Origin of the sequence: Rhodoferax sp., assembly GCF_010365055.1 — a bacterium.
In the GTDB taxonomy this organism is placed as follows: domain Bacteria; phylum Pseudomonadota; class Gammaproteobacteria; order Burkholderiales; family Burkholderiaceae_C; genus Rhodoferax.
Window position 1 is genome coordinate 1 of the sequence record NZ_JAAFHA010000087.1, and the last position, 15,641, is coordinate 15,641.

Here is a 15,641-nt window from a genome sequence, read left to right on the forward strand (position 1 = left end):
GGACTTCTCCTTCTAAAGGTTGCAGATTGACTTCCAAACCCAATCTTGGCACTTGATGCCGTTACCGGGAAGCGGGAAGTCCCTTCGTATTCGTTCTGTATGCTTAGGTAGCTACTACAATGATAGTGAATTGAGGGCTGAACCGGATCAGTGTTCGCACTGGCGATGATGACGCTGTCAATTTAGTCTTAGTACGGCATTGACCACGGCAATGTTCTCATCCTGACCCACACAGGCGGTGCCCGTTCGGAAGTTTCCGCTGGCCGCGTTACCGTCGTCAGTGGCGCGGTCAAGTTGCAGTGCCACATCGCAGTCAATGTTCTGAATGCGAACAACATTCACCCAGTTGGCAGGCAGTGTCGCCAAGCCCGGCAGGCTGGCTGAAAATGCTCGATTGGTCAGGGTCAGGATGACCGACCCATGCAATGTGATGGGGGTTGCTGCGTCACCGTGCAGCATCGAAGCCCGTATCAACTCTTCACTGGCGCAGGCAGACTCGGCACCGGTGTCTATCACCCCGTTGCCATTGCCAATACAAGTGGCTGCAAGGCCGGGAATAGAAGCAAGGGCGGTTGTTAGGTCCCCTGGCCATGCACCATAACGGTCGTGAAATTGCTGGCTTGCCGTGGCTATGTCACTAACACCCTTGATGACGTCCTTGGTCTGTGCGTTGCGGATCACAGAGCGCGCGTTCAAGACGCCGGCCATGATCAGCCCAATGATGATCAGGACGATGGATATCTCGATCAGAGAAAAGCCAAGGTGGCGCGATGGTTTGCGGCGCATGGCCTTGCAGACAGGTTGGCGCATTCGAACTAGCTGTCTCTGTGCGTTAAAGCGGAACAAAATAACGCGTCAAGCTGCCACCCGCCGTACAAGCGACGATGCCCATCGCGCGCCCAGTGGTGTCAACGCCGTCATCAAGAGCCCGATCCACGTCAAGCACCACTTCACAAGGCAGACTGAAAAAAATGATGACGTTTCTGACGGCGGGATTAGCCGCCACATAAGCGGCACTGGTGTTGGCGGCCGTGGCCGCAGCGACGTGCACCGCACCAAACTGGGACTGCAAGCGCATTTGTGGGTTGGTGCCAAGCTTGCCTATCAACCCTGCTGCGTAGAGCTGAACCGGGACCACCCCAACCTCATTGACGGCTGTGACCAAGCCAGCGGCACTGATGCCACCCGCTATGAGACCGTCACCCTGTGCCCCCCCGGTACCGCCAACTGTGATGCCGGGTAGCTGGTTGGCTGCATAGATCCAGTCCCCCGGCAAATAACCGTAACGTTGTTTGAAGCTCAGGGAGGCTGTCTGCAGATCGCTGGCGATCTGAATGACGTCCTGCGCCTGAGCCCGGCTGATCTGTCCGCGCCCCGCCATCAGGCCGGCCGCCAACAAAATACCACCCAGTACCACCACAATGGCCATTTCGGCCAAGGTAAAGCCGTGTTGCCGATGTCGATTCAATTTCATGGGTCTTTTCTCTTAAGGGACTAGCCCGCATCTTAGGGGCAACGAGTGGAAATGCCAGCAAAGGCGGCCAGCAATTGGCCATAGGTGACATCTGCTGGCGCAGCGCCGAACAGGGATAACTGATAAAGCTGTTGCGCCGCCAGGGTGCTGGCGTTGGACACGGGCGTTGGGGTCCGGCAGAAATAGGCCCCACCTGCCGGGCACGCATAAACAATGGTGCCATTGCCTATGTTGGGCTGGATGGCGAGCAAGCTCGGGGCAACCTGTGGCGGTATGCAACTGGTCAAGGCCACCTGTTGCATCGCTTGCTCGCGGTAATACGCCGCGCTGCTGCCTTTGAGGGTTTTGTCATCCACCAGTGGCTGCAGCAAATCGCGTGGATTCATGCTGGCCACGACATCATCGAAAATACCCCCCGCAGCGGCCGCGACATCGGTGGGCGCGCGACTGACAAACGCGGTTGAGGCCACGCCGGCATTGGCCAATTCGTCGGCACCGGTGGGCGCTGCGATCAGGGTGCCGCGCAGCGTTCGCGCACCTGATCCGTTCTTGCCGTGGGAAATAAGCATCGTGACCGGGCTGGGGACAACGGCGGCCCCCAACACACCAACGGCATCGCGCTCCTGCAGGGTGAAGGTGGTCAGTGGCGCTGTCAGCTCAGAAATTGTGAAAGCGGTGGCTCCCGCCGTGAGCGTCCAGTTGCTGCTGGTGATGGGGGTTCTGTTGGCAACGCGGTAGGTGAAAAAATTGCCCCAGCCGTCTTGGGCATCCCCGACGGACAGTCCCACGGCCTGCCACGGCACGATGCCACGACCGGCGTTGACCAAACAAGGCGTATCTTCGGCACCGTCCCATGGCGCCACCGAGTTGGGGCAGGGCAGTCGACCATTGGTACGCAAAAAAGAAACTAGTGCGACCTTGATGCGTTCTTGCTTGAGCCGGGTCTCACTCCAGGCCGCGCTTTCTTGCGTGGCTTGCAGCAGGCGCAAGCCCAGGGTCATGGCGATGGCAATCAGGGTGATCACCACGGCCATTTCAACCAGGGTAAAGCCAAGCGCACCACGCCGGGCGTCACGGTTGGATTGATAGGGTGATTGACATTTGTTCATGGATCACTGCTAACCATTGCTTCCAAAAAATAGCCGCTTGTGGGCGTTGCAACAGAGGTCCGAGCAATTTTGCTCTAATTCTTGATGGCGGGGGAGTAGCCTCACTCTACCCACAAAAAACCCGCCGAAGCGGGTCTGACTGTGACGATCTACTCGTCAACCGGTCCGTGTCACGGTTCGGGCAGTCACAAAAATTACAGGGTCCGGCAAACCGTGTATTGAAGATCGTCGCTATACCCCGTAGCAGGTGCAACAGGCACAACGGCTATGCCGGGCGCCGTATTTGCACCGGTAACGCCCAACGTGGCGAGGACGTTACCGCTGTTTGTGATGCCATCGTCAAGCTGAGTGTCGATGGCGCGTGCGGCCTTGCCCGGTACCTGTGACAGACAGACAGACAACCTAGCGGTTCCGACTGTTGGCGTCACGCCGGTGCCGACACCGGTTAGTCCGTTAAAGGCATTTCGAGGTATGGCAGCTACCCCAATATCAGCCGAGTTACCAGAAATGAAACCGGCCGCTTTGAGGGCTTGCCAGAAAGGGACGCTTTCGCCGCCTGTAGCGAAGACTTGGCCTGCGGTGATAGCGATCGCGCCATTATTATTCCCGCCGAGGGTTACGTTGGTCCATGATCCGCCGCGGGCCGTCAGCGTGTTGATAGGGCCGTCATCGCCAGGCAGTCTGTGAAAGCGGTCAATGTAGGACTGGTAGGCTGCAGAGATGCCATTCATGTCATTGACGCCGTTCTTGACCTTTGCATTCTCAATCATCTCCTGCCCCTTGAGCACGCCGCCCAGCAGCAAACCGATGATGACGAGCACAATGGCGATTTCGACCAGGGTGAAGCCCGATTGACGGGCAAAATTGCGATGTTTCATTAAATTTCCTTGTGTTTGAATCAGTAGGCCGACCTCACGACAAGGGCGGCATCCGTGGAGCGAATATAGAGGGAATCTGCCAAGTCAGGAGTCTGAAAACTTTACGGTGTCTTGCTCGGTATCAGCAGCAGAAAGCTCAAACCCTCTTCCCTGGGCTCGGCGCGCAGCTCGCCACCGGCTTCACGCAAGCTCTTGCGGGCCTGGTACAACCCCAGCCCCAAGCCACCCGGGCGGCCGCTGGCAAAGGGTTCAAATAGTTTTTCGGGTGCTACTTGCTCAACGGCAGGAGGCCAGGGGCTGAAGAACTCGACTTCTGCCATGGCCGATGTCGCAGCCGTGGCAGCCATGTTTCGTAGGTGCAGCGTCGGTTTGTCTGCCTGCGGGTCACGCCAATTGGGCGCCAAGTTGGAGAACAGGTTGTCCAGCACGCGCGCCATCAGGCCGCGCGCAATCCAGGCGTGTGCCTGGCCCAACAGGTTGACCTCAAGGCCTGCCAGTTGCGCCGCCTTGGTGATGGCCTGGCGCAGATCAATCTCACGCGCACTGTCAGTCTCGGGTTTCTTGCCCAAGGCGACGATCAGGCGATGCGCCCGTTCCTGCGCCAGAGGTGCGTTCTCTTGCAAGCGACGGGCGGTTGCCAGCAAGGCCTGCGGGTCGGAGCAGGCTGCGAAGTCGGCACAGACCCAACCCACCCATTGCGCCAGGTTGCGCATGTCGTGCTGCAGGTAGAGCGACAGGCGGGCGCGCTCGGCCAGTGCCACTGACAGCGCTTCCGTGCGCATGCGCAAGCCGGTTTCCAGCAGCAGCACAAAGACCCGTGCCAGTTGCTCGGCAAACAAGCGCTCGCCGCCACGGTCGGCGCGGTGGCTCAGGCGGAGTGCCAGATGAACATCATCGCCGCTGTCGATCTGGTTGTGCAGCCAGTTCGTGTGTTCCAGGTTGGTGGCCGCCAGGGTGGCCGCGGGCACTGGCGCGGGAATGCCTAGCTCGGTATGCACCGCGTGCCCAAACCAGTCCCCAGTCAGGCTCAGGTGTTGCCAGCCCGCTTCATGCAGCACCGGCCAGGCAGCAGCGGGAAGCTGCAGTGGCTCCAGGTTCTGTCTGCCCAGTTGTAGCAGCGCTTGCATGTTGCGGCGATTGCGCCGGGCGCGCCGCGACAGCGTTGCCCCGGTGATCAGCAGGACCAGCCCGGTCACCACCAAGGCCAGGGACAGGCTAGTCAGGACGGCGGATGCCATATTTGTTCAGGTAGTAATACACGTGCTCGCGCGCCAGACCCAGTCGGCGCCCAGTCTCGGCGACGTTATAGCCGGTGGCGGCCAGCACCCGGCGCAACAACTGCTCTTCGACGGTGGCGGCGGCTTCTTTGGGGCCTTCACCCAGCCGGGCGGTGAGCTGCAGCCGCGCTTCACCGACCTGGGTCAAACGGCTCTCCTGGCGCACAAACAACTCGGCCCGGCGCAAGGCGGCAAAGACGGTTGCCATGGTGGCGGGCTTCACCAAGAAATCAAAAGCACCACGGCGTACCGCCTCCAGCGCGGCAGCGTCTTCATCCTGGCCGGTCAGAACAATGATCTTGCTGCTGGGTGCCATACGCAGGGCAGCATCGAGCAGCGCCAGACCTTCGGTCATGGTGCCGGGATGCGGAGGCAAACCCAGATCCAGCAGCATCAGCGCGGGCGGCTGCGGCACGGCCAGTATCTTGAGCGCTTGCGCGCGGTCATGGGCTGCTTGCACGCAATAGCCCGCGTCCCGCAGCGCCGACGCCAGGTAACCACTGAGCGCCAGATCGTCTTCGACCAGCAAGACAGCGCGCTCCGAGTTGGCCGCTGATTGGGTCGGGTCAGTCGTCACCACCGGTGATCCTGGTCAAGATTGGCAAAACGGCGACGCCAAAACCGACAAACAACAAGCCAAACCCGGCAGCGACCCGCAGCAATACCCACTCTGACGGCGTGTCCGGGCTGACCGCCAACAAAGCATAGCCCGCCAGCAAGAGCAAGAGACCGATGATGATCGTCAGCCTTCGACGCGTGGTGCGCGCCCGATAGCGCGTGCGCAGTTGATCGAAGTTGGTGTCGCCCATGGAAATTTACTGGCTTAAACGATCGGGGTCGCGCCGAGTTGTTGCTTTGGGGCTCTTGGTGGTCACTGCGCCGGGGCTCACGATGTCGGTGCGCGCCTGCGTGCTGCGGTCCAGCGTTTCACCAACCTGCACGCGCTGGCCGTCCAGAGTCGCACCGGTGAACGAGATGGCCGTGCGGGTGGTGGGCGGCAGAGACTGGCCTTCATTGACGGCTTGGCCGTTGATCCAGACAGTGCTATTGCCTCCATGGCGTTTGACCACGCCATTGACTGTCATCAGGTTGGCAACGGGCGTCGCATCTGCCTGCCCCAGCCGGGTCCGCGTGATAGCGCTGCGTTCAGCAGCGGAATAGAGCAGCGTGCCCAAACGCTCACCGGATTGGATCGGTATGTCGCTGGCCAGGGCCGGCAACGCCAACATGGTGCCGAGTACAGCCAGCCCCGAACAGCGCGTCACAAGCCGCCAAGAGGCCAAATGCGGTGATTGCGCCAAATCACGATTGCCGTCGGTTTTCTCGGGTGCATTCATGGTTCAAGTCTAGTCACGGTGGTGGGCTTGGTAAGCAAGAATTGTTCACTGTGGACTTGCCGGGGCGGGGTTCGGGGCGGTATCTGGCAGGCTGAAGAAGCGCAGCGTGCAATGCGCCGCCAAACCGGTCTCGGTGCGATCCGACAGCAAGCAGGCGTTCACTCGAAAGTGTCCTTTGACCTGCGCCCGATAATCGCGCAGCAGGGCCAGCAGCTCTTCTTCATGAATGCCGGTCATGCCGATGTTGAGATCGTGAAATACCGGGCCAGCCTGGCTGCCGCTGCCCGCGTCGGTCAATGCCGGCGCGGGTTGATTGCCGGCTGCCACGCCAACTTGCAGCGCCAGCGGTCTGGAGGCTTCCAGGGAGTAGACCAGCGTGTCGGGCAGGCCGGTGCGCTGACGACTGGACAGCAATTGCTCAACCCAGCCTTCCCGATCGGGCGTGCCCACCATGCCTTGTTGCCGCAAGCGGTTGAAGCGGCTGATTTCAGCCTGCATATTGGCCAGATCGGACTGCTTTTCAGCCAGACCGGCTTGGTTGGCACCCTCGGTCTGCTGCGCTTGCGTCAATTGGGACCGTCCCCGGTCCTTGAAATAACTGGAGCCCAAATACAGGGCCAGCGCGATCAGCAGCGCAGCGGCCAGCACCATCAGGCAGCGCCGCGCCAACGAGAGGATGTGGAGTTGGTCTTTCATGGTCGGGTGGTCGCCGGGGATGCGTCGGGGTCGGCGGGCTGACCCGGCAGGCTCAGGCACCATGACAGGGCTTGTTCGGCTTCTGGGCGTGCCCCACCGCCGCTCAGCGTTGCCTGCGCCATTGTCTTGGCGGGGTCCTGGATGAGGCTCACGCCGTGGAGCTTGGCCAGCAGGGTGGACAGGCTCGCCACTGACTGTGCACGGGCTCTGGCGGGTTGGTCTTGGGGCAGGGTGATGCCAAAACTGATTTCGACCTGGCGCTTGGGCGCGGCGGCCTCCGTCACGGGCGTTTCGGAATTGGCCGCAGGGGCGGGCGCACCACGGGTACACGCCGCTTGCCCTGGTTGCAGAATGCGCCACTCGAATTGCCCGACGCGCATCTCTGGGTGCTGACCAACGACCTGCCCGAGTTGTTGCATGTGGGCTGCCAGCGAGGGCGCAGTGGTCAATTCTTCCCGGTCCAGCGCGGCCGCCTGGCGAACCAAGTCGGGCGCGACGCCAAAGCCCGCCATCTTTTGTTCGACTTCATTTAGTTGTTCTGTTAATTGTTGGGTACGCCCGTCAATCTGGATGCGAGTGGAATGGCTGGCCACGATCTCGCGCAAGTTGCCGACCGACGCCCACAGTGCCAGGCCCAGGCTGACCGCTGCCAGGGCATATGCCGGCTGGCGGAGACGGGCCGCGACAAAGCTGGCGCGACGTGACAAGGACGCCAACTGACCCGCTGGGGAGCTCAGTACCAGGTCAAACAGTGCAAAGCGCCAGTCCGCCGGTGCGGTGTTCGCCCAAGGCGAAGGCGGATCCAACAGCTGCAACTGGTGTGCTGCCAGCAAGGCGGCCAAGTCTTGCGTGTCGCCGAGCATCAGCACCGCGTGCTTGCGCCCGGATCGCTCGAGCACGCGGGTGTTTTCAAGATGCCGCAGCGTACGCACAATTTCCGTTACCTGCTCCGAGGCCTGGGTGATGCCGGGAATCAGACGGCTCAACACTGGAACCCGGTTCTTGATAAAGACGATGCGCAAGGCTTGCGCCGTTGGCAACACCATAAACAGCTCGCTCGGCAGCCCTTTCTTGACGCCGATGAGGGACAGCAGCATCGACATGGCCCAGACGCCGGCAATCGGAGCTGACAGCGCATCCAGCGCCTGGTTGACCTTTTGCGCTGCATCCACCCCCAGCAGCGTCAGACGCGGCGGTGCAATGCGGTCCATCAATGTCCCGTTGGTCGGGGTGGGCAGCGTGGTGCGAAAAGGCGTGTCGGGGAATCGGCTGACCAGTTGCCGGGCAATGAAGCCTTGGCGGTCGCGCCCGAAGATGCGAGGGATCAGGATTTCAGCAAAGCTCTCTTCGGCCAGATCCGTCACCACCCAGACGGGCCCTTTCGCTGGGCCGTCGTAGGCCTGCCAGCCGTCGCGGCTTTTGCGCCAGAGTTGCGGGCCCGACGTGGCAAGATGGAGCACGGTCTTCATGGCGGGCTCAGGTTTTCATCTTGGCGATGGTGTCGTAGATCGGACCCAGAACGGCCAGCATGATCCAGCCCAGAATCAGCCCCATCAGCACCGTCAGCGCGGGCTCAATCATGGCCTGCACCTTGCCAACGGATTCGTCAATGTCACGGGTGTAAAAATAGCTGATGTTGCTCAGTGCCGAGTCCAGCGCGCCGGTGGATTCGCCGACTTTGAGCATGCGAATGACGAGTGACGGAAACAGCATCTCAGCGGCAAAACTTTCTGACAGGGATGCGCCGTTGATGACCCGCTCACGGGCACGCCGAATGGCTTGCTGAATGACCACGTTGCTGGATATTTCCTGGCAATAGACCAGGCCTTCTATCAACGGAATGCCGGTGCGGTACATCAGCGCAAAGGTGTCGGCAAAGCGCGCCAGAATCATTTTCTTGAGCACCGGACCAACATACGGAATGCTCAATTGCATTTGGTGCAGTCGGTAGCGCACCGCGGGAAACGCCGCCGACAAGGACAAAGTCAGCATGACCAGACCCGGCGGGACCGACAGAATCAACCACCAATAATTCACGAAGAAACTGGACAAACCGATGAGCAGGCGGGTTTGCAGCGGTATCGCCTGTCCCATGTTGTTCAGAAAACCCACCAACTGGGGCACCAGATAAATCATCAGGAAGAAAACGACGCCGCCGATCACCACCAGCACGAAGCTCGGGTACATCAGGAGCTTCTTGGTGGTGGAGGCCATTTCATCCTGCCATTTGAGTGAGCGCACAATTTCCTTGAGCACATCCGGCAGTTGTCCGGTGACTTCACCCGATCGGATCAGGCTGATGTTGGTTGGCGAAAAAACGCCGGGGTAGGCTGCGACGGCTTCACCAAAGGTGGCGCCGGCCTCAATCTTCTCAAACAAACCGCTGGACAGGTCGCGGCTCGCCGGTGACTCCGCTTCGTCGCGCATATCGCCCAGTGCTGTGAGCAAGGGAACGCCCGCACGCACCAGCATTTCGACCTGAAAAAAGAAATCAATCACCTCGCGCCGCGGCATGTGCTTGACGATGCGCTGGCGCGACTTCAAGGCTTTGGCCGACACCAGCAGCAGGTCAATGCGTTTGAGTTGGGCTTCCAGATCAAGCTCGTGCAGGGCTTCAATCTGGCCCTTGTTGATCTGCCCTTCGGCGCTGGTGGCGCGGTATTGGTAGAGCGCCATCAGCCGATCAGCTCTGTGAGGTCCACCACGCGGCCCACTTCCTCAACCGTGGTGAAGCCTTCGCGCACCCGGCGCATGCCATCTTCCGCCATGGAAACAAAGCCACGCTGGCGCAGGTGATCGCCCATGGACTTGAGGCTTGCGCGTTGGGTGACCAATTCATCCAGGTCGGCATCAAATTTGAGCAACTCCATGATGGACAGGCGGCCCTTGTAGCCCTGGTGCTCACAGGCCGGGCAACCGACCGCCTTGTAGACGCTGGCGGACTCGCCAGGCGCGAGCTTGAGCAGTTGCCGCTCGATCGGGCTGGGCGTGTGGTGTGTTTTGCAGGCTGTGCACAAAGTCCGAATGAGCCGCTGCGCAATGATGCCGATGACGTTGCCAGCCAACACTTCGGGCTGAATGCCCAAATCAATCAAGCGCGGAATGGAGCGAATCGCTGAGTTGGTGTGCAACGTGGTAAACACTTGGTGACCGGTCATGGCAGCCCGAAAGGCCATCTCGGCGGTGTCTTTGTCGCGCACCTCACCCACCAAGATGATATCCGGGTCCTGCCGCATCATGGAACGTATTCCTTCGGCGAAATCCATCTTGACTGCATCCGACAGGGAGGTCTGGCGAATGACCGCCATCGGGTACTCGACCGGATCCTCCAGCGTCATGATGTTGACGCCCTCACTGTTGAGGTGGCTTAGCACGGAATACAGCGTGGTGGTCTTGCCAGAGCCCGTGGGGCCGGTGACCAGCAGAATACCCTCGGGCCGGGACAGCATCAATTGCAGCAAATTGAGTTGTGGCTCCGACAAGCCCAGGCCAGTGATGGCCACAATGCCGCGCTTGCGGTCCAGAATCCGCAAAACAAAGTTTTCGCCATGAATGGTGGGTTGCACGGCCGAACGAAAATCAACTGGCCGGCCTGAAATTGACAGTGAAATGCGGCCATCTTGCGGTGCCCGCGTCTCGGCAATGTTCATGCCCGCCATCACCTTCAGGCGCACCACCATGGCCGACCAGTAGCGCATGTGCAGCACGCGCACCTGGCGCAAGACACCGTCAATGCGGTAGCGAATGCGCAGGAACTGCGTTTCAGGCTCAAAGTGCACGTCAGAGGCACCGCGCAATGTGGCGTCTGCCAGCAGCGCGTCAATCAGGCGCACCACCGGGTGGCTGTAGCCTTCGGATTCCTGGATCAGGCTGGCCATGTCGATGGTGCCGGTCTCCAACTCCTGCAGGATGCCATCAATCGACAGTTCATGGCCGTAAAACTGCTCAATGGCGCTCAGCACCTCGGCGCTGCTGGCCAGGCGCCAGCGCGGTTGCGGCCCCCCGGCGAGTAGCGCATTGATCTGGTCGCCAGCCACAATGTCGTTCGGGTTGGCGCTGGCGATGATCAGTTCGTTGTCGCGCAGATCCAGGCTGACCGGGAAAAGCGCATGGCGTTTGGCCATTGTCTTGGGAATCAAGGCCAGCGCACTGGGATCGGCCACAATGCCCTTGAGGCTGATGGCCTGCTCACCCAGTTTGTCCGCCAGCGCGCTGCGCATGTCGTCCTCAGTGACGAACCCCAGTACCAGCAAGGCTTCACCCAGCTGCTTGCCGGTGCTCTTTTGCTCCTGCAGGGCAATGCGAAGTTGATCCTGGGTGATCAGCCCCAACTCGACGAGCTTGTCGCCTAGCCGAACTGGAGGTTTGCTTTGGGTGTTTGGCATCGTGTTTTTGGCACTGTTCATGGGCGCGACTCGACCGGGCCGGCCACGGCTGCAGCTTGCAATTGAACCAGTCGTTGTTGCACGACGACATGCTGCACCCCATTGCTGCGCTCACCACCAGATTGGGCTGACAGTGCCAAGGCCAGTTCGTAATAGTGACGGGCTGCCGCGTAATTGCGCAAGCGATCCAGCGCCACGGCCAGATTAAAGGCATGCAGTGCCACATTCGGTTCCAGCAGATGGGCACGCTGAAACGCCAGTCGGGCGTCCGCCAATCGACCCTGACGTACCAGGCTATGTCCAAGAACCGATTGCGCCGCGGCGGAGTCGGGATTCTGTTCGGCCACGTCGCGCGACTGGCTGCCGAGCGCTTGCACATCGTCCGTCGGATTCAAAGTCAACAAGCCGGCCCGTGCGACTGCGTTACCTGGTTCCTGCCGCAACACCCGCTTGTAATAGGATCGCGCTTCTTCTGTGTGACCCTGCTGCTGGGCGATGTAGGCGACGCCCAGCAGGGCATCGCGTTCCTCCGGGTTGCCGGCCAGGGCCTGGGCATAAGCTTGCTTGGCCTCTTGCAGGCGGCCCTGGGTCAAGGCCGCATAGCCCGATTCGAGCGACGACGGCCCAGTGCTTCGACTTTGCAGCATTGGCTGAACACTCTGACCGGGCGCGGCCACCACGGCGGCGCTTGGCGGTGTGCTTGGTCTGACTGCATCTGGCGACCTGTGAGGTATCTGTGGTCGGGATCGTACCTGTGTCTCGATGCGCCCCACCGCAATGGTGGTCGCCTGAGGTGCCACAGGGGGTGGTGGCGCTGTCTCAACGGCGCTTGCTGGCGCGATCACCGTCGCCATGGCAATTGGTGGCGCAATCGGGCCATTGACTGCTGTGCTCTGGATCCAGACCATCGGGTCGCCCCACCAGCCCAGCAAGACGCTGCCCAGTCCGGCGGCAAGCAGGACCGCGACGCTCACCAGAGCGATCAAGCGCTTGGGGACTGCTGCCTTTGGGCTCGGTGCTTTGGCTCTCACAATGCTTTGTGCGACGCGCGTCGCATTGTTCGGCGCAGGCCTGTTATCAGAAGGGGCTGGAAGCGGCTGAGATTTTGATGGAGGCGCCAACGCCATCGGCGGCTCGCTTCGACGCTCTGGCGACTTCGGTGGCTGAGGTGAGGGTCGTGGCTCTGGTGCTGGGGCCAGCGGCTCGGGCTTGGCCACCAATCTCATGCCCGGGTCGATCGCTTTCGTCATCCCGCCTACGCGTAGCGGGACAACTGGCGCCATGGCGGGCATGGCGCCAGTAGGTGCCAGCGCCAGCCCCAACGTAGGCCATTCGTTGCCCGGCGCCGCTTCGGGCGGTGTGGCATGGGTGAGTGCAACAGGGGCAGGTTTGGGGGCGGGATCGGGCACATCTAATGCCATGTTGCTTGGAGTCGACGCCGAGGCCACGGCTGCTGCCGCAGCCGCCTTGTCCTGGCTGGCGCGGTTCAAGGCGTCAAGAAGCAAGCTCATGGTCAGTTACGCACCGACGGCAACATGACCCTGTTCGGACCCTCATTGATGCGCACCGCATCAATGGATGCAGGCAACAGCGCGCGAAAATCCTTGAGGTCCGCGTCCAAGCTGGCGTCTTTCAGCACCGTTGGCCGCAGGAAGATGACCAGCTCCGACTTGGTGCTGCTGTCATTGCGGTACTTGAACAGATCGCCCAGAATTGAAACCCGATTCAGGCCGGGTACCTCATCGGAATTGTTGTTGCGGCTGTCTTGCATCAAGCCACCCAGGATGGCAATGTCACCTGACTGCACCCGCAGCACCGACTCCATCTCACGCGTCTGAACCTCGGGAATGCGGTTGACCAGGTTGTTCTCTGCAAGCACCGGGTTCGGGTCAGTGGCATACCCCGTGATGCGGCTGATAGTGGGGCGCAGGTTGAGCGTGACTTCGTTCGCTTCACTGATTTGTGGCACCACCGTCATCAGGAAACCAATCGGCACCGTGTTGATGGTCGTGCTGTAGGTTGCAGGCGTGGCTGCCGTCTGCAGCGTGGCCGGGGTGCCCGGCGTGACCGTGATCGAGAAATAGACCTTGTTGTCCACCACCTTGAGTACGCTGCTTTGGTTGTTCAGCACCGACACTTTCGGGCTTGACAAAACGCGCAAGGTGCCAAAGGACTCCAACAGACTCAGCATGGCAGACAGATCGGTATCACCGTCCCAAAGCCGAAACTGTTTGAAGCTCAGCGATGCAATGGAACTGACCAGACCGCCGGTCTGCAAGCCGCCACTACCGCCAGTGGGTCGCACCGTGATGCCGGAGCCGGCGTTGGCGCCCCCCGTTTGTAGCAGCGACCAGTCGATGCCTTGCTGATAGCGGTTGGAGAGATCGACCTCGACCACGGTCGCTTCAATCAGCACCTGACGGCGCGCTGAGCTGAGCACCCGGTCCAGAAACTCACGCACCTTGGCATGCTGGTTCTGGGTGGCGCGCACGCTGATGTTGCCGGTTTCCGGGTTGGCGATGACGGAGGCAGCTTCGCGAAAGGTGCTGCGCGGCCCTGCTGCTATTGGTGTAGCGACGACGCCTGCGCGTTGGACGGCGGCACCGGTGGCCGCGCTGGGCTGGCTGATCGCTGGCAGAGGCGCGGCGGCACTGGCGCCATCCGGTATCACTTTGTCGGTTTCCCGCAGCAGGTCGACCAGGTTGCCGTAGAGCGTGCTCCAGAAGCGGTTGTTTGAAGTGTTCTCAATCGATGAGGTCGACGCATTGCTGCCGCCTCCACCGCCGCCCCCGGCCCCACCACCGGTAGAGGCAACATTGGTTGAGGTGCTGATGCTGGTTTTGGCATCGCGCTGGATGTTGGGGTAGTCCACCCGGTAATGTTTGAGGTAGGGGGAGTCCGGTTGAATCGACAGATTCTTGCCCTCCATCTCATAACGCAGATCGACCTGACGCGCCACCCGATCGAGGATTTCGGTGAGGGTCTGGTCGCGCACGTTCATGGTGACGGTGCCCGTGATGCTGGGATGTATGTCAACGTTCAGCTTGGCATCGCGCGCCAAGGCGAATAACAGGTCCTGCACGTTCACGTTGCTCATGACCACGCTGTACAGCTCCTGGCGCACACTGGGGCGCGGTGGCCGGGGAAGCGGCGGCGCCACCGCGAAATCAGGCGCGCGACCTGTCACCTGGGGCGCGGGCGTCAGGTGCTGTGCCGAAGGCGGTGGCGACGGGGTCACTGCACAGGCGGCCAAGGCCCCAACCCAACTGGTCAGAAGCAGCCTGAATGACAAGCGGGTGTGTTGGTTGGATACCAAAGAGCGTAATGATGGAAATGTCACGGTGTCTGTTCTTGCTTGATTCTGGCCCAGGATCTCACCATGGGTCGGTTGCTCTTGAAAACGGCAGGTAGCTCATCCATGGCCAGCGCAGCCGCCCGGAATGACTCAAAACGACCTGAATATACCGACAAATAGGTTCTTCCTCGGTAGACACTGTGACGTGCAAAGACTTGTGCCGGGTCCAGCTGGGTTACCGCCAGGCTCAAGTTGCGGTCCGGGCTGGTGCCTGATTCCAAGGCCGCCAGTTGGATGGTGTAGCCGCCCAAATCGGTATGTTGCAGCCAGGTTTGGGTGCGCGCCAGGATTGCATCCAGGCTCATGTCCGACGCTGCGGCCGGCGGCGCAATCGGTGCAAGAGGTTTCCGCACCAACGGCGCCGCAGCGGCAGCTAGCAGCGGCCGGGGTGACACTGCAGCGACGGCCGAAGGCGCCGCCACGATTGCCGGATTGGGTCGAACTGCGGCCACCGTGGCAACAGTTGTCGGCGCACTGCGGAACCAACCCAATAGACCAATGGCGCCAACGCTCATGACTGTTGCCAACGCAAAGCTCCAGCCGGCTAGGCGCCAACGAGAGCCAAGCATTGTGGTCGACGGCAATCGGCCAAGGGGCAGCTCACGTACCGCGCTGTCGACATGTTGTGCCTCAACGCTGTCCGCCCCTTGCGCGTAGGCAGCCAGCAGGGCCTTGTCGGCTAGCAAATTGATTCGACGCGCGCGCCCGTCGGATGCCTTGACCAGTCGTGTTAACGCCGCCGCTGAAAACAGCCGAGCGCCACGCCAGCCGGCCGCTCGCAGACGATGATCAATGTAGGCACTGGCCTCGTCGGCCAGCAGCGGTTGCAGCTCAAAGCGGTGAATCACCCGGTCGCGCACTTGGCGCAAGCGGGGCTCGGTCAAGAGGGCATCGAGTTCGGGTTGGCCAAACAGCATGATGTTGACCAGCTTGTGTTGGCCGGTCTCCAGGTTGGAGAGCAGACGCACCTCCTCCAAGGACTCAATCGGCATGGCATGGGCTTCATCGATCACCAGCAAGACCCGTTGCCCGCTAGCCTGAAGTTCCTACCCGTTTGACTGTAGAAACGCTCCAGTTTCGAAGGATTCTCCCAATGAAGACCGCTTATAACCGGTCTTTTTTTGGATTCC

General features: G+C 61.0%; 14 protein-coding genes and 1 pseudogene. All 15 read right to left on the reverse strand.

The features are described 5' to 3' along the window. Nucleotides 1-177: 177 nt before the first annotated feature. On the reverse strand, nt 178-810 hold the full coding sequence (locus GZ093_RS16305; RefSeq protein ID WP_296487867.1) for a prepilin-type N-terminal cleavage/methylation domain-containing protein: 633 nt from the start codon (nt 808-810) through the stop codon (nt 178-180). A 22-nt stretch (nt 811-832) separates the two neighbouring features. Further along, on the reverse strand, nt 833-1,474 hold the full coding sequence (locus GZ093_RS16310; RefSeq protein WP_296487870.1) for a prepilin-type N-terminal cleavage/methylation domain-containing protein: 642 nt from the start codon (nt 1,472-1,474) through the stop codon (nt 833-835). Between the two features lie 32 nt (nt 1,475-1,506). After that, nucleotides 1,507-2,583 carry a prepilin-type N-terminal cleavage/methylation domain-containing protein gene (locus tag GZ093_RS16315; RefSeq protein WP_296487872.1) on the reverse strand — a complete coding sequence of 359 codons (1,077 nt, stop codon included), beginning with the start codon at nt 2,581-2,583 and terminating at the stop codon, nt 1,507-1,509. Nucleotides 2,584-2,777: 194 nt separating this feature from the next. Beyond that, nucleotides 2,778-3,461: a prepilin-type N-terminal cleavage/methylation domain-containing protein gene (locus GZ093_RS16320; RefSeq protein ID WP_296487875.1), complete on the reverse strand. Its 684-nt coding sequence runs from the start codon at nt 3,459-3,461 to the stop codon at nt 2,778-2,780. A gap of 101 nt (nt 3,462-3,562) precedes the next feature. Further along, the gene (locus tag GZ093_RS16325) at nt 3,563-4,699 is read right to left on the reverse strand and encodes a hypothetical protein (RefSeq protein WP_296487878.1); all 1,137 of its coding nucleotides are present in this window, start codon (nt 4,697-4,699) and stop codon (nt 3,563-3,565) included. Continuing rightward, nucleotides 4,677-5,315: a response regulator gene (locus GZ093_RS16330; protein WP_296487881.1), complete on the reverse strand. Its 639-nt coding sequence runs from the start codon at nt 5,313-5,315 to the stop codon at nt 4,677-4,679. The genes GZ093_RS16325 and GZ093_RS16330 overlap by 23 nt, the downstream gene beginning before the upstream one ends. Continuing rightward, a complete protein-coding gene (locus GZ093_RS16335) occupies nt 5,305-5,547 on the reverse strand; it encodes a hypothetical protein (RefSeq protein WP_296487883.1) in 243 nt (80 codons plus the stop codon). Before GZ093_RS16335 ends, GZ093_RS16330 begins: the two co-directional genes overlap by 11 nt. Before the next feature lie 6 nt (nt 5,548-5,553). After that, a complete protein-coding gene (locus GZ093_RS16340; RefSeq protein WP_296487886.1) occupies nt 5,554-6,075 on the reverse strand; it encodes a hypothetical protein in 522 nt (173 codons plus the stop codon). 45 nt (nt 6,076-6,120) lie between these two features. Beyond that, nucleotides 6,121-6,771: a hypothetical protein gene (locus GZ093_RS16345; protein WP_296487889.1), complete on the reverse strand. Its 651-nt coding sequence runs from the start codon at nt 6,769-6,771 to the stop codon at nt 6,121-6,123. Continuing rightward, entirely contained in the window at nt 6,768-8,240 is a 1,473-nt protein-coding gene (locus GZ093_RS16350; RefSeq protein ID WP_296487892.1) for a hypothetical protein, read from the reverse strand. The genes GZ093_RS16345 and GZ093_RS16350 overlap by 4 nt, the downstream gene beginning before the upstream one ends. Nucleotides 8,241-8,247: 7 nt before the next feature. Continuing rightward, the gene (locus GZ093_RS16355; RefSeq protein ID WP_296487895.1) at nt 8,248-9,447 is read right to left on the reverse strand and encodes a type II secretion system F family protein; all 1,200 of its coding nucleotides are present in this window, start codon (nt 9,445-9,447) and stop codon (nt 8,248-8,250) included. Then, the gene (locus GZ093_RS16360; RefSeq protein ID WP_296487898.1) at nt 9,447-11,177 is read right to left on the reverse strand and encodes a GspE/PulE family protein; all 1,731 of its coding nucleotides are present in this window, start codon (nt 11,175-11,177) and stop codon (nt 9,447-9,449) included. Before GZ093_RS16360 ends, GZ093_RS16355 begins: the two co-directional genes overlap by 1 nt. Beyond that, nucleotides 11,174-12,667 (reverse strand): tetratricopeptide repeat protein, encoded by a 1,494-nt coding sequence (locus GZ093_RS16365; RefSeq protein ID WP_296487900.1) that lies wholly within the window; start codon nt 12,665-12,667, stop codon nt 11,174-11,176. Before GZ093_RS16365 ends, GZ093_RS16360 begins: the two co-directional genes overlap by 4 nt. Before the next feature lie 2 nt (nt 12,668-12,669). Further along, complete coding sequence (locus tag GZ093_RS16370) at nt 12,670-14,496, reverse strand: type II and III secretion system protein (protein WP_296487903.1); 1,827 nt, start codon at nt 14,494-14,496, stop codon at nt 12,670-12,672. Beyond that, nucleotides 14,493-15,536, reverse strand: a pseudogene (locus GZ093_RS16375) (AAA family ATPase); the annotation flags it as partial. The gene GZ093_RS16370 and the pseudogene GZ093_RS16375, both read right to left, overlap by 4 nt. Between the last annotated feature and the right edge of the window lie 105 nt (nt 15,537-15,641).

Excerpts from the sequence above, each read along its gene's own strand:
- GZ093_RS16355 (WP_296487895.1), bottom strand. The coding sequence starts at position 9,447 with ATGGCGCTCTACCAATACCGCGCCACCAGCGCCGAAGGGCAGATCAAC.
- GZ093_RS16365 (WP_296487900.1), bottom strand. The coding sequence starts at position 12,667 with ATGAGCTTGCTTCTTGACGCCTTGAACCGCGCCAGCCAGGACAAGGCG.
- GZ093_RS16350 (WP_296487892.1), bottom strand. The coding sequence starts at position 8,240 with ATGAAGACCGTGCTCCATCTTGCCACGTCGGGCCCGCAACTCTGGCGC.
- GZ093_RS16310 (WP_296487870.1), bottom strand. The coding sequence starts at position 1,474 with ATGAAATTGAATCGACATCGGCAACACGGCTTTACCTTGGCCGAAATG.
- GZ093_RS16325 (WP_296487878.1), bottom strand. The coding sequence starts at position 4,699 with ATGGCATCCGCCGTCCTGACTAGCCTGTCCCTGGCCTTGGTGGTGACC.
- GZ093_RS16360 (WP_296487898.1), bottom strand. The coding sequence starts at position 11,177 with ATGAACAGTGCCAAAAACACGATGCCAAACACCCAAAGCAAACCTCCA.
- GZ093_RS16320 (WP_296487875.1), bottom strand. The coding sequence starts at position 3,461 with ATGAAACATCGCAATTTTGCCCGTCAATCGGGCTTCACCCTGGTCGAA.
- GZ093_RS16340 (WP_296487886.1), bottom strand. The coding sequence starts at position 6,075 with ATGAATGCACCCGAGAAAACCGACGGCAATCGTGATTTGGCGCAATCA.
- GZ093_RS16315 (WP_296487872.1), bottom strand. The coding sequence starts at position 2,583 with ATGAACAAATGTCAATCACCCTATCAATCCAACCGTGACGCCCGGCGT.
- GZ093_RS16335 (WP_296487883.1), bottom strand. The coding sequence starts at position 5,547 with ATGGGCGACACCAACTTCGATCAACTGCGCACGCGCTATCGGGCGCGC.
- GZ093_RS16345 (WP_296487889.1), bottom strand. The coding sequence starts at position 6,771 with ATGAAAGACCAACTCCACATCCTCTCGTTGGCGCGGCGCTGCCTGATG.
- GZ093_RS16305 (WP_296487867.1), bottom strand. The coding sequence starts at position 810 with ATGCGCCAACCTGTCTGCAAGGCCATGCGCCGCAAACCATCGCGCCAC.